This window comes from Microcella pacifica, from assembly GCF_009371975.2.
GTDB classification, from domain to species: Bacteria; Actinomycetota; Actinomycetes; order Actinomycetales; family Microbacteriaceae; genus Microcella; species Microcella pacifica.
The window spans coordinates 1-12207 of record NZ_VIKT02000034.1 but is presented as its reverse complement, the minus strand read 5'-3'; the positions used below and the strand labels follow the sequence as shown (position 1 = coordinate 12207).

The window sequence follows — 12207 nt, the reverse complement described above, 5'->3', positions numbered from 1 at the left end:
GCCGCGCACCCGCGCCGCGCACCCGCGCCGCGCACCCGCGCCGCGCACGTGCCCGCGCACGTGCACGCGCGCCGCGCGGCCCAGATTTGCCCCAAAGTGGTGTGAACGACGGCGCCAAGCGCCCTTTCGCGCCAGATCTGGCACGCAGGGGCGCTCGGCGCCCCGTTAGTAGCGGGCGAGCACCTCGGCGTCGCGCGCGTGCGTGATGGCGCGACGGGCGGCGTCGAGTGCCTCGACGGGATCGGTCGAGCGCTCGGCGAGGGCGAGCTCCTCCTCCGCCTCGGCGAGGCGAGCGCGAGCTCCCGCACTGCCTCCGCGGCCGAGTGCGGCGCGCGCGGCGGCGAGCTGACTCTGCGCCGAGACGCGCGCCCCTGCGTAGGCCTCGCGCGCGTGGGCGAGCCGCTGCGCCTGCGTGCGGCTCGCGGCGAGGGCGACCTCGAGCTGATCCATCGCCGCGCGAATGCCGTCGAGTGCCGGAACGGGATGCCTCGCCTCGTCCGCCCCCGTGGCCGCGATCGCGGCATCGATCTCGGCGACGGCGGACGTGATGGCGGCGGCCGTGCCGGCATCCGGAGCTTCATCGAGATCGGCGAGGGCCTCGGTGCGGGCCGTGCGGGCGTCGGCGCGCAGCGCCTCGAGTGCGGCGAGCGCGTCGTCCAGTCGCGCGGCGGTGGAGGGCACGAGGGCGAGCAGCTCGTGCGCCTCGTGGGCGAGTCGCTCGGCGTCGGCGAGCAGCGGGCCGACGGCACTCGCCGCGGCCACCGCGAGCTCGGCGCTCGCTTCGGCGGCGAGGGCATCGGCACGGTCGAGAAGAGCCGCGGCACGCTCGGGTGCCGTCGCCGCCGCGCCGAGCGCCGGCTCGGCGAAGTGCTCGCGCAGGGCATCCCGCTCGCGGGCGCGCTCGCGCACGGCGTCCCGCAGTGCCGTCACCCGCTCAACCAGCCCGCGGGCGCGGGCCGAGGCGCCGCTCTCGACCGTGCGGCGATCGCGGAAGCGCGCCGCCTCGGCGTCGAGGGAGCTCTCGATGCGGTCGGCGAGCATGACGATGCGGTCGGCGCGCTCGCGGTGGCGCAGTCGGGCTCCCGGCTCGTCCTCGAGCATGCGGTGCAGGCGGAAGAGCTCGGCGCGGTCTTCTCGCGCCCGCGACAGGGCGGCGCGATAGTCGGCCGTCTCGCGCTCGCCGAATTGCGCGAGCGCGAAGTCGAGGTCGGTTGCAGCCGCATCCACGCGGTCGTCGGCGCGCACGAGCGCCGACCCTGCTCGGCGCCGCACCGCATCGATCGCCGCCTGCGGCCGGGCGCGCCGTCGCGAGACGACGACGATACCGCCCACGAGCACGGCCGCGGCGACGACGAGCACGGTGCCGACGCCGGTGACGATGATCGACACGAGGCCGTCGAAGAGCTGCACGCTGGTGAGTCTACGGTCGCAGCCGATTCGACGGCAGACCGCCGGGAATCCCCAGTATTTCGCGGCGACGGCCATAGGGTGACGGCGTGTGGCGTGCCGACAGTTATGACGATCATGAGATCGACGAGCCCGCGACCGCGAACGGCGGTCCGCAGCCTTCGTCGATCAGCGTCGGCGACCCCCGCGTGCTGCCCATGAACGTGGCGGCCCCGACGTGGGAGCGCTGGCGCGCCGACCTCGCCGCCCTGGGTGGGCGCAGCACCCTCCTGCACTTCGACGACGACTCGCGCGGCCGCATCGAGCTCGGCACGAGCCACCCTGGCGGCCTCGCGCGCTTCATCGCGGGCAGCCCCACCCTGCTGAGCAACCTCGTGCGCGACGATGTGGCCCTGCGGTCGGCGCGCGTCGCGGCCGAGCGCATCGTCGACAAGGGCCTCGAGCTCTCGAGCGTGCGCGGCATCGACGCGATCGCCCTCGGTATCGGCATGGTCGCCTGGAGCCACGACGGCGTCGACCATCGAGCCCCCCTGCTGCTGCGCCCGCTGGCTCTGCGGCGTCGCGGTCGGGATGTCGAGCTCACGCTGCGCGGCCGGGTGCGCCTCAACCCCGCCCTCGTGCGCACGCTCGCCGAGCAGTACGCACTGCACCTCGACGAGGCGGCGTTCGTCGCGCTCGCCCACGACGGCGACGCCTTCAAGCCAAACCCGCCACTCGACCGCCTCCGCGGTCTCACGGCGCACCTAGAGGGCTTCACGATCACGCCGCGCCTCGTGGTCTCGACCTTCGCCGAGGTGGGTGCGCCGATGGCGGCGGACGCGCACGAGCTCGGGCATCCCATCCTCGACGCGGTCGCGGGCAACACGAGCGCGCGCTGGGCCGTGCAGGAGGGCGGCGAGCCGGTCGTACCCGTGCACGCCGATGAGCGCCCGCCCGGGACCGACCTGCTGCTCCTCGACGCCGATGCCGAGCAGGAGCAGGTCATCGCGACGATCGCGTCGGGTGCCTCGCTCGTCGTCAAGACGCTCCCCGGCACCGGCAGCACGCAGACCGTCGTCAACGCGCTCGGCGCCCTCGTCGCGCAGAACAAGCGCGTGCTCGTCGTGAGCCCGCGCCGGGCGACCCTGCGCAGCATCTCGCAGCGGTTCGCCGACATCGGCCTGCCCGGCATCACGGCTACCGCGCCGACGCTGCGCCGCGACCTCATCCGGGCGATCGGTCGCAACGAGAAAGCGAAGCGGCCCCGCGTCGTCGAGGTCGACGAGGCGCTCGTGCGACTCCGCGGCGTACTGCTCGACTACCGCGAGGCTCTCGCACGCCCCGATTCGGTGCTCGGCATCAGCGTGCTCGACTGCGTCACCGAGCTCAGTCGGCTCGCGCTCCTGCCCACGCCGCCTTCCACGCGGGCACGCCTCAGCAGGCAGGCCGTCGAACTGCTCGCGACCGATCGCCGCCCCGCGGCCGAGGCCATGGTGCAGGCCGCCGAGCTCGGGCAGTTCAGCTACGGCCCCGGTGACTCGCCCTGGTACGGCGCGCGGTTCTCGAAGGCGGAGGACGCGACGCGCGCCCAGGAGCGCGCCCGCCGCCTGCACGCCGACCTGCTGCCGCGCCTCGTCGAGCGCGGTCGCGCCCTGATCGCCTCCACCCCGCTGCGCCCGTTCGAGACGCTCGCCGAGCTCGGTGTGTACCTGCGGCTCCTCACCGACATCCGCGACACCCTCGACCGGTTCCAGCCGGCCGTCTTCGACCGCTCGCTCAGCGAGCTCATCGCGGCGACCGCTCCGCGACGAGAGGGCTCGACGATGCCCGCCGCGACGCGCCGCCGCCTGAAGGGCCTCGCCAAGGAGTACCTGCGGCCGGGCGTGCACGTGGGCGATCTGCACGACGCGCTCACGCGCATCCAGCAGCAGCGCGTGCTGTGGCAGCGCTTCGTTCCCGCCGGTCTCACCCCGACGGTGCCGGTGGGCATCGCGGACGTGCACCACGCCTACCAGCAGGTCGAGCAGGATCTCGAGGAGCTGGATGCTCCGCTCGGGCACGACAGCCGCGACCGGTCGCTCGTGCACCGACCCCTGGCCGAGCTGCACGCCCTGCTCGAGGGCCTCGCGGCCGAGAGCGACGTGCTCGCCAACCTGCAGGAGCGCACCGAGCTGCTGCGCCTGCTCGAGGGCTGGGATGTTCAGCCGCTGCTCGCCGACCTCGCCGAGCGCCACGTGCCGCAGTCGCAGGTCGCCGCCGAGCTCGAGCTCGCGTGGTGGCGCTCAGCCCTCGACAGCCTCCTGCAGCAGGACCGCGCGCTGCTCGGCGCCGACACCGCCGTGCTCGACCGGCTCGAGGCCGACTTCCGCCTCGTCGACGAGGCGCACGCCGCCGGCAGCGCCTCGCTGCTGGGGTGGCAGCTCGCCGAGAACTGGTCGATCGGCATCACCGACTGGCCGGACGAGGCCGACGCCCTGCGGGCCCGGCTGAAGAGCGGCTCGATCACGCCGCACGAGCTCCAGCACGAGGCTCCCCATCTGTCCCGGCCGATCGCGCCCGTGTGGCTCGCCTCGCCGTACGACGTGCACGAGATCAGCGACGAGATTCCCTTCGACACGGTCATCGTGCTCGACGCGGGTGCCGTGACGGTGCCCGAGGTTGCCGGCGCTGTGCGCCGCGGCCGGCAGGTGGTCGCCGTGGGCGACCCCGTCACCCAGACCCCCGCACCGTTCTCGGTGGCCGTGGACGCTGCGGCTCCCGCAGCCGGCCGCGATGCGGCCGGGGCCTCGAGCGCCGATGAGGATGCCCGGCACGCCTCCTCCGCCCTCTTCCAGCTCGCCGACCTCCTGCCGGTGCAGTCGCTCACGCGCTCGTACCGCGCCGGCGGCGAGGACCTCGCCGAGCTCGTCAACCGCCGCTTCTACGCGGGTCGCATCGACTCGCTTCCCTGGGCCGGCTCGTTCCTCGGGCATCCGTCGATCGCCGTCGACTACCTCGACGAGGGCCACGGCATGCCCGACGACGAGACGGGTGCGATCGAGAGCGTCGACGCCGAGGTGCGTCGTGTCGTCTCCCTGGTGCTCGAGCACGCCACCGCGCGCCCCGCCGAGTCGCTCATGGTCATCACCGCGAGCCACCGGCACGCCGCGCGCGTGCAGGACGCCGTGCTCGAGGCGATCGGCACCCGGCCCGACCTGCAGGAGTTCGTGCTCGGCGACCGGGCAGAGCCGTTCGGCGTGCTCACGATCGAGCAAGCCGTCGCCCAGTCGCGCGACCGCGTCATCTTCTCCATCGGCTACGGCCGCACCCCGCACGGCCGCGTTCTCAGCGAGATCGGCGCGCTCGGCCGCCCCGGCGGCGACCGACTGCTCGCCGTCGCGATGACGCGCGCTCGCCGCTTCGTGCGCATCGTCAGCTGCCTGCGCGCGGGCGACCTCGACGACGACCGGCTGTCGCACGGCGCTCGCGCCCTCGGCGACCTGCTCGCCGACATCGAGGCGCGGCGCTCCGCGGTCGAACTGCAGGACGACAGCGACCCCATGCTCATCGACCTCGCACGGCGCCTCGAGGCCCGCGGGCTGAAGACCGCCCTCGGGCACCGCGGCAAGCTCAGCCTCGTGGCGAGCCGCGGCGGCTACTGCATCGCGGTCGAGACCGACGCGTCGCTGGCGGGCACGAGCCTGCGCGAGTCGCTGCGCCTGCGCCCCGATCTGCTGCGGCGCCTCGGCTGGCACTACGCGCGCGTGCACGTCTTCGAGCTGTTCAGCGATCCGGACGGCGTCGCCGACCGCATCGTGGCGATGGCCGGCAAGGCCCTCGCGCCCGACACGCCGCGCCCGCGCCCCGCGGTCACCTGAGCCGAGCATCCCGCCGGGTCTGTCCGTGGGTCGTCGGGGCGCGCACGCGAGTGGGCACCGACGCGATCCGCGGCGCGTACCCTGGGGGCATGAGTGAGCGGGACGCGCGAAGCACGGAGCGCCGCAGTGCGCGCCGCGCGACGACAGCGGCCCCACCCGGTTCGGACCCGGTGCCGAGCGCGGAACCGTCGCGGCATCGGGTCGATGAGAACGACGAGCGTCTGCGCGCTGAGAAGCCGCCGCACTACTGATGACGCGGGTGACGGTGGCCGATCGTGGCCGGTGAAACGGACCTGCGGGTGCTCGTCGCGTCGATGAGCCCCGAGGCGGTGCCGGGGCACTGGTTCTTCGGCACGATCGAGCCGGGCACGATGGTCGACGCCGTGGCGACGGTGCTCGAGCCTGAAGGGCTCTCGGTCGTCGTCGGACGGTCGGAGGCCGATCGTCTCGGGTTCGACACGACGCACGCCTACCGCTGGATCACTCTGCGGGTGCACTCGTCACTCGACGCAGTGGGGCTCACGGCCGCCGTCGCTGCGGCCCTCACCGAGAACGGCATCAGCTGCAATGTCATGGCGGGGGCATTCCACGACCACCTTTTCGTGCCCGCCGCGAGGCTGGAGGACGCGTTAGTGGCGCTCAAGCAGCTGTCTGCGCGCGACAGAGCGTGAACGAGGGCGACGGTGGGGGCTAGGGGTTGGCGCGCTCGGTGAGCAGATCGCGAATCTCGGTGAGCACGTCGAGCTCGGTCGGCGGGGCGTCCGCCGACACCGGCGGCTCGCCCGCCTTGCGGCGCTCCTCCGCGCGCTTCTTGAGCGTGTTGATCGGCAGCACGAGCGCGAAGTAGACGACGAGCGCGACGACGATGAAGTTGATGAGAGCCCCGATGACGGCGCCGAAGTACATGACGGCCTCACCACCAGACACGGTCGGGATCGCGACCGGGAGAGCCGTGGCCAGCGTCTCGGCCGAGAAGAGCGCGCTGATCGCCGGGTTGATGACCGAGCCGACGATGGACTGCACGACCGTGGTGAACGCGGCCCCGATGACGACCGCCACGGCGAGCTCGACGACGTTGCCGCGCAGAATGAATTCCTTGAAGCCCTTGAGCATGGGTGCCTCCTCAGCCGATGAAGCGGTTCGTGATGGTCGTGATCAGCTCGCGGCGGCGGCCGACGTGGAGGTGCTGGCGCCGGAGCTGGCCGTCTCCTTCTTCGCCGGCGTCGACGAGGAGCTCGACTCCTTGGTGCCGGAGCCGGAGCCCGAGGACCCGGAATCCTTCGACCCTGAGTTGCCAGACCCTGAGCCGCCAGACCCTGAGCCGCCGGTCGAGCCCGAGCGCTCCGCAGCCCGGCTGTCGGTGCGGTAGAAGCCCGAGCCGTTGAAGGTCACGCCGATGGACGAGAACACCTTGCGCAGTCGCCCCTCGCAGGTGGGGCACTCGGTGAGTGAGTCGTCGGTGAACGCCTGCTGAATGTCGAACGCGGTCGAGCATTCCGTGCAGCGGTAGGAATAGGTGGGCATGTGGACCTCCGCCGACAAGGATACGTCGGCTCAGAAGCGCTGGATGCCGCCCGGGGTCACGACGCCGTCGACGGGCTGGTCGTGCTTCTCGCGCGGCAGTTCGTCGACGAGTTCGTCGTCGAACAGCACCGCGAAGACCGGTGGGCGGCGGTCCATGGACCCGAGCGTCTTGTCGAAGTACCCGCGACCCCATCCCATGCGCATGCCCGTGCGGTCGACCGCGGCCGCCGGCACGAGGATCAGCCCGACGTCGTTGATCGCGATGGGTGCCACGATGTCGCTCGTCGGCACGGGCATCCCGATCACGTCGCTGCCTTCGTCGCTCGCGTCGTAGGGGGCCCAGTCGAGGAGGCCGTCGTCGCGGGAGATCGGCAGCAGCACCTCGAGGCCCTGCTCGGCCGTCCACGCCAGGAACGGGCGGGTCTCGGGCTCGTCGGGGGTGGAGAGGTAGCACGCGAGGGAGCGGGGCCCGAGTGCCGAGGTGAGGGCGATGAGCTGGCGGGTGAGGTCGACCGAGGCGGCGTCGCGCTCCGCAGACGGGCGAATCCGCCGCCGTTCGCGCAATTCGGCGCGCAGGGCGCGCTTGGCGCCTGCGGGTTCGCTGATCATGCTCACCATGCTAGGTGCCAGCCCCCGATACGCTGAGGCCATGTCGACCTCCCTCACGAAAGCCGTCATACCCGCTGCAGGCCTGGGCACGCGATTCCTCCCCGCGACCAAGGCGATGCCGAAAGAGATGATGCCCGTCGTCGACAAGCCGGCCATCCAGTACGTCGTGGAGGAGGCCGTGCACGCGGGCCTCACCGATGTGCTCATGATCACCGGGCGCAACAAGAACGCCCTCGAGAACCACTTCGACCGGGTGACCGAGCTCGAGAACACGCTGCAGATCAAGGGCGACCAGGAGAGGCTCGCCAAGGTCATGCACTCCACGAACCTCGCCGACATGCACTACGTGCGGCAGGGCGACCCGAAGGGGCTCGGCCACGCGGTGCTGCGCGCCAAGATGCACGTCGGGCACGAGCCGTTCGCCGTTCTTCTCGGCGACGACCTCATCGATGAGCGCGACCCGCTGCTCGAGCGCATGATCGAGGTGCACGAGGAGCGCAACGCGACGATCGTGGCCCTCCTCGAGGTCGAGCCCGACCAGGCGCACCTCTACGGCGTAGCGACGGTCGAGCCGACGGACACCGACGATGTGGTGCGCATCACGGGTCTCGTCGAGAAGCCGGCCCCCGGCACTGCTCCTTCCAACCTGGCGATCATCGGCCGCTACGTGCTGCGCCCCGAGATCTTCGGCATTCTCGAGAACACGCCGCCGGGCAAGGGCGACGAGATCCAATTGACGGATGCCCTGCTCGAGCTCGCGGGCGACGTCGAGCACGGCGGCGTCTACGGCGTCGTGTTCCGCGGCCGTCGCTACGACACGGGCGACCGGCTCGACTACATCAAGGCGATCGTGCAGCTCGCCTCCGAGCGCGACGACCTCGGGCCGGAGCTTCGGCCGTGGCTCGTCGAGTTCGCCGACACTCTGCGCTGACCGGACCGCCGGCCCTCACCACCGACCTCGAGGCGATGTGAACGCGATCCCCACCCTGCGCGACGGGGTCACCGTGCTGCGCCCGATCCGCCTGCGGGATGCCCGCGCGCTGGAGCGCGAGCTCATCGAGAGCCGCACGTGGCTGCGCCCGTGGGAGGCGACGAGCCCCGTCGCGCCGATGTCGTGGGACACGAAGGGCAGCATCCGCAGCCTCCTCGCAGCGGCGCGCTCCGGGCAGGGCCTGCCCTTCATCATCGAGACGGAGGGCCGCCTGGCGGGCCAGCTCAACGTGTCGGGCATGAGCTACGGCTCGCTCGCCTCGGCGACGATCGGCTACTGGGTGGGGGAGCGCTTCGCGGGGCGGGGTCTCACGCCGACGGCGGTGGCCCTCGCGACCGATCACGTCTTCTTCTCGGTCGGGCTGCACCGCATGGAGATCTGCATCCGACCCGAGAACGCGGCGAGCCTGCGCGTCGTCGAGAAGCTCGGCTTTCGCTACGAGGGGCTGCGGCGGCGCTACATCCACATCAACAACGACTGGCGCGACCACTTCTGCTTCGCGCTCACCGTCGAAGAGGTGCCCACGGGGGTGCTGCAGCGCTGGCGTGCCGGCCGCGTGCCCGCGGGGGCGGCCACCGTGCCCGAGGCAGACCTCATCGCGGCGCGGCGGGGGCTTCCGCTGCCGTGACGGCACCGCTCTTCGTGCCGCGCGCGGTGCCGGGCGACCTCGCGCCGTTCGTGCAGGCGCTCTGGTACCTCCACGCGCCGCCGCAGCGCCGATTCGAGAAGATCCTTCCCAGCCCGCGCGCCCACCTGATCGTCAATCTCTCCGACCCGTACCGTCAACTGGCGCGCGGTGCGATGGCGACGGGCGTCAAGCTCGCGGGGCCGTTCTTCGCGGGAGTGCAGACCCAGTACCTGGTGAATGAGAATCCGATCGAATTGCGGATGCTCGTGGCCCAGTTCACCGCGGATGGCGTGGGCATCTTCGCCCGCGCGCAGCCGGGTGACCTCGTCGACGCCGTGCTGCCGGCCGAGCCTCTCGTGCCGGGTGTCGACGCGCTCGCCGCCCGGGGCCGACGGAGCGATGACGTGGAGGGCCTCCTCGACGACCTCGTGGGCCTGCTGCGCGCTGCACGGCACCGGCCGGACCCCGACGCAGCGGTTACACGCGTGCGGGTCGGGCTCGAGAGCGATCGGCCCGCGTCGATCGGGGGGCTCGCGGCGGCGGAGGGCCTGACCCCGCGCGCTCTGAGCGCGCGATTCTCGCGGGCGTGCGGTGTGACGCCCAAGCGATTCGCCGACGTGGCCCGCGTCGACGCTCTGCTCACGTCGCTCGCTTCGAGGGACCCGCTGCCCGGCTGGGGCGAACTCGTCGCCGAGTACGGCTACTACGATCAGCCGCACATCACGCGCGCCTTCACGCGGTTCGCCGGCTCGCCACCGGCGCGATTCCTGCACGACCTGCGCGAATTCGGTCTCGAATACGCCACCTTCGTGCCGCTCGACCACCCCGCGCACGGGTAATTCCGTACAAGACGAACCCCCTTCGCTCTCACTAGAGTCGGCGCCGAGCGTCTCGGACGGCGTGCTCGAAGGAGGAGTCATGGAAGCAGCGGTCAACGTGTGGGGAATCCTGCTCGCGGCGGTATCGATGTTCGTCGTGGGCGGGCTGTGGTTCGGTCTCCTGTTCGCGCGACCCTGGCAGCGTGCGGCGGGCGTGAGCGACGAGCAGCTCGGTCGGGGTGCACCGCTCGTCTTCGGCGGCTCTTTCCTCCTGTCTCTCGTCGCTGCGACAAGTCTCGCCTTCCTGATCGGCGCCGCGGGGCCGCTCTTCGGCACGATCGCCGGCCTCGTCACCGGTGCGACGCTCGTGTCGGCCCTGCTCGGCGTCGTGTACCTCTTCGAGCGCCGACCCTTCCGGCACTTCGCGATCAACGCTGGATACGCGATCGTGGCTTTCACCGCGATGGGCGCGATCGTCGGCGCCCTCCAGGCCGGGTAGGCGAGGTTCGTCCGGCGGACACGCGCCGAGCATCCCGCCCAGAGGCGCGCGGCAGACGTACCGTTGGGCCGTGGAGAACTCGGCGAGCGGCACAGCGATACTCATCGCGGTGGCGGCCGGCCTGTGGCTGCTCTACCTCGTGCCGATGTGGCGCCGACGCAGCGAGTACCTGGCGACCGAGCGCAACGCCGTGCGCCTGCAGCAGACGCTGCGCATCATGGCGCAGACCACCGAGCTGCCGGAGGCCGTGAGGGCGGAGATGACAGCGCGCGAGATCGCTTCGCAGGAACGCTCGCTCGCCGCGCGGCAGCGTGAGCAGCTCGCGATCGAGCGGGCACGCGAGGCCGCCCGACAGCGCGCCCTGCGCGCGCAGCTCGCCGCAACGGCTCCGGGTCTCGTCGCCGAAGTGGACGCCTCTCGTCTCGGCCAGCGCCGTCTGCGCCGCTCGCGCGCCGGGACGAGCCTTCTGACCCTCGCCGCACTCGTCGGCGTGGGCGTCTCCGTCGCGTTCGGAGCGTGGGCGTGGACGGGCCTCGCCGGTTTCGTCGCCCTCAGCGGCACGCTCCTGCTGCGTGGCCTGGCCCGCGCGAGCCGCCGCCGCACGGCCTCCGTCGCGCCGACCGCCCCGCGGTTCGTCGACTATGCGCCCGCTGCGCCGGCCGTCGGTCGTCAGGCTCCGCGCGAGCGCGCGTGGACTCCCGTGCCGCTTCCGCGCCCCACCTACCTCGACGCGCCCTCGGCTCCGGCGGCGGTGCGGGATGCTCAGCCCACGATCGACCACGCCGCACTGCTCGCGGCCGCCGCCGCGGAGGCCGAGCAGGCTCAGCGACTCGCGCAGCCTCCCGCCGCGCCGACCGAGGCGCCGGGCCCGACCGTGCGGGAGGAGCCCGCAGCGAGTGCCGCGACGGCGGAGGTCGAGCGGGGCGATTCGCGGTTCGCGCGCATGGGCATCCTCGACGGACTTCCCACTCGCGCACCCGACCTCGACGAGGTGCTGCAGCGCCGCCGCGCTGCCGGCTGAGCCGACTCGCGACGTTTCGGCGGCTCTGCGCGCCGGTGGTAGTGTTGTCGACGGTTCACGGGCCTGTGGCGCAGTTGGTAGCGCGCTTCGTTCGCAATGAAGAGGTCAGGGGTTCGATTCCCCTCAGGTCCACCATGTGATGAGTCGCGACATAGGTCTCATCTGAGTCGCGACATGGGTCTCATTTGCTCGGCCATCGGCCGGCGCTTTTGGTCGTGTTGCGCCAGTAGCTTCGAGTGGGGTCGATGCTGTTGCGGGCGATCACCTCGCCGGTGTCGAGGTGGACGACGGTGACGGTGGTGTCGTCGATGAGGGCCAGGACGCGTTTGCGTCGGTGCTCGACGCCGATGCCGAGGTGGTGCATGCGTCCGGCGCGGCGCAGGCTCACTTTTCCGTCTTCTGCGACGTGGTCGTAGCGAACCCGATAGTGGGTTTCTGCCGTCGTGCTCGCTGGGGCTGCTTTGACGGTGGCCCGGTAGGCGGTGGCGGGCGTGGCGCGGTCGTTGGCTCGGTGTGGTCGGCGCTCGTTGTAGTGGTCGCGGAATCTGTCGAGTTGTTCTTGCAGGTCGCGGATCGTGTCGGCGCAGGGCTGCTTGGCCAGCCACCGCTTCAGGGTCTGATGGAACCGTTCGATTTTGCCTTGCGTTTGAGGGTGGGAGGCGGAGCCGTTCTTTTGCCTCACCCCTTGCAGGGCCAGGACGTATTCGAAGGCGTTTTTGCCGCCGGTGAAGCGGGAGGTGAAGACGCTGCCGTTGTCGGTCAGGGTGGAGGCGGGGATGCCGTGTAGGTCGGTGACGCGCAGGAAGTCGGTCACGACCAGGTCGCCGGTGATGCGGCTGGCTGCGGTGCAGCCTAGGAGGTAGCGGGAGTGGTC

At 72.0% G+C, this 12207-nt stretch carries 13 protein-coding genes and 1 tRNA gene; 9 read left to right on the top strand and 5 right to left on the bottom strand.

Annotated features, from left to right (window positions below; translation table 11 throughout):
• Nucleotides 1-165 precede the first annotated feature (165 nt).
• Nucleotides 166-1410 (bottom strand): hypothetical protein, encoded by a 1245-nt coding sequence (locus tag FK219_RS12795; protein WP_152584258.1) that lies wholly within the window; start codon nucleotides 1408-1410, stop codon nucleotides 166-168.
• A gap of 86 nt (nucleotides 1411-1496) precedes the next feature.
• On the opposite strand from FK219_RS12795, the gene FK219_RS12790 reads away from it, so the two are divergent.
• The 3 genes from FK219_RS12790 (at nucleotide 1497) to FK219_RS12780 (ending at nucleotide 5914) form a co-directional block, all read left to right on the top strand.
• On the top strand, nucleotides 1497-5243 hold the full coding sequence (locus tag FK219_RS12790; protein ID WP_152584257.1) for a DEAD/DEAH box helicase: 3747 nt from the start codon (nucleotides 1497-1499) through the stop codon (nucleotides 5241-5243).
• 89 nt (nucleotides 5244-5332) lie between these two features.
• A complete protein-coding gene (locus tag FK219_RS12785) occupies nucleotides 5333-5494 on the top strand; it encodes a hypothetical protein (protein ID WP_165638147.1) in 162 nt (53 codons plus the stop codon).
• Between the two features lie 24 nt (nucleotides 5495-5518).
• Nucleotides 5519-5914: an ACT domain-containing protein gene (locus FK219_RS12780; RefSeq protein WP_152584256.1), complete on the top strand. Its 396-nt coding sequence runs from the start codon at nucleotides 5519-5521 to the stop codon at nucleotides 5912-5914.
• Between the two features lie 19 nt (nucleotides 5915-5933).
• Here FK219_RS12780 and mscL read toward each other — a convergent pair whose 3' ends face one another.
• The 3 genes from mscL to FK219_RS12765 are packed head-to-tail and all read right to left on the bottom strand — an operon-like array spanning nucleotide 5934 to nucleotide 7376.
• Nucleotides 5934-6356 (bottom strand): large conductance mechanosensitive channel protein MscL, encoded by a 423-nt coding sequence (gene mscL / locus FK219_RS12775; RefSeq protein ID WP_152584255.1) that lies wholly within the window; start codon nucleotides 6354-6356, stop codon nucleotides 5934-5936.
• A 42-nt stretch (nucleotides 6357-6398) separates the two neighbouring features.
• Nucleotides 6399-6767, bottom strand: coding sequence for an FmdB family zinc ribbon protein (locus FK219_RS12770; RefSeq protein ID WP_152584254.1), 369 nt, complete (start codon nucleotides 6765-6767; stop codon nucleotides 6399-6401).
• A gap of 30 nt (nucleotides 6768-6797) precedes the next feature.
• Nucleotides 6798-7376: a 5-formyltetrahydrofolate cyclo-ligase gene (locus FK219_RS12765; RefSeq protein WP_152584253.1), complete on the bottom strand. Its 579-nt coding sequence runs from the start codon at nucleotides 7374-7376 to the stop codon at nucleotides 6798-6800.
• A 40-nt stretch (nucleotides 7377-7416) separates the two neighbouring features.
• Here FK219_RS12765 and galU point away from each other — a divergent pair, with 40 nt between their 5' ends.
• From galU to FK219_RS12735, 6 genes are all read left to right on the top strand, one after another.
• Entirely contained in the window at nucleotides 7417-8307 is an 891-nt protein-coding gene (gene galU / locus FK219_RS12760; protein WP_152584252.1) for a UTP--glucose-1-phosphate uridylyltransferase GalU, read from the top strand.
• A gap of 37 nt (nucleotides 8308-8344) precedes the next feature.
• Nucleotides 8345-8995 carry a GNAT family N-acetyltransferase gene (locus FK219_RS12755; RefSeq protein ID WP_152584251.1) on the top strand — a complete coding sequence of 217 codons (651 nt, stop codon included), beginning with the start codon at nucleotides 8345-8347 and terminating at the stop codon, nucleotides 8993-8995.
• Entirely contained in the window at nucleotides 8992-9834 is an 843-nt protein-coding gene (locus FK219_RS12750; protein ID WP_152584250.1) for an AraC family transcriptional regulator, read from the top strand. Before FK219_RS12755 ends, FK219_RS12750 begins: the two co-directional genes overlap by 4 nt.
• Nucleotides 9835-9913: 79 nt before the next feature.
• Complete coding sequence (locus tag FK219_RS12745; protein WP_152584249.1) at nucleotides 9914-10312, top strand: DUF1761 domain-containing protein; 399 nt, start codon at nucleotides 9914-9916, stop codon at nucleotides 10310-10312.
• Nucleotides 10313-10382: 70 nt separating this feature from the next.
• A complete protein-coding gene (locus FK219_RS12740; RefSeq protein ID WP_152584248.1) occupies nucleotides 10383-11333 on the top strand; it encodes a hypothetical protein in 951 nt (316 codons plus the stop codon).
• A gap of 59 nt (nucleotides 11334-11392) precedes the next feature.
• Nucleotides 11393-11468, top strand: a tRNA-Ala gene (locus FK219_RS12735).
• 46 nt (nucleotides 11469-11514) lie between these two features.
• Here FK219_RS12735 and FK219_RS14040 read toward each other — a convergent pair.
• Nucleotides 11515-12207: integrase core domain-containing protein (locus FK219_RS14040; protein WP_152584247.1), on the bottom strand; the 693-nt coding region annotated here is incomplete at its 5' end.

Coding starts and splice junctions, on each gene's coding strand:
- mscL (WP_152584255.1), bottom strand. CDS start 6,356: ATGCTCAAGGGCTTCAAGGAATTCATTCTGCGCGGCAACGTCGTCGAG.
- FK219_RS12765 (WP_152584253.1), bottom strand. CDS start 7,376: ATGATCAGCGAACCCGCAGGCGCCAAGCGCGCCCTGCGCGCCGAATTG.
- galU (WP_152584252.1), top strand. CDS start 7,417: ATGTCGACCTCCCTCACGAAAGCCGTCATACCCGCTGCAGGCCTGGGC.
- FK219_RS12770 (WP_152584254.1), bottom strand. CDS start 6,767: ATGCCCACCTATTCCTACCGCTGCACGGAATGCTCGACCGCGTTCGAC.
- FK219_RS12745 (WP_152584249.1), top strand. CDS start 9,914: ATGGAAGCAGCGGTCAACGTGTGGGGAATCCTGCTCGCGGCGGTATCG.
- FK219_RS12785 (WP_165638147.1), top strand. CDS start 5,333: ATGAGTGAGCGGGACGCGCGAAGCACGGAGCGCCGCAGTGCGCGCCGC.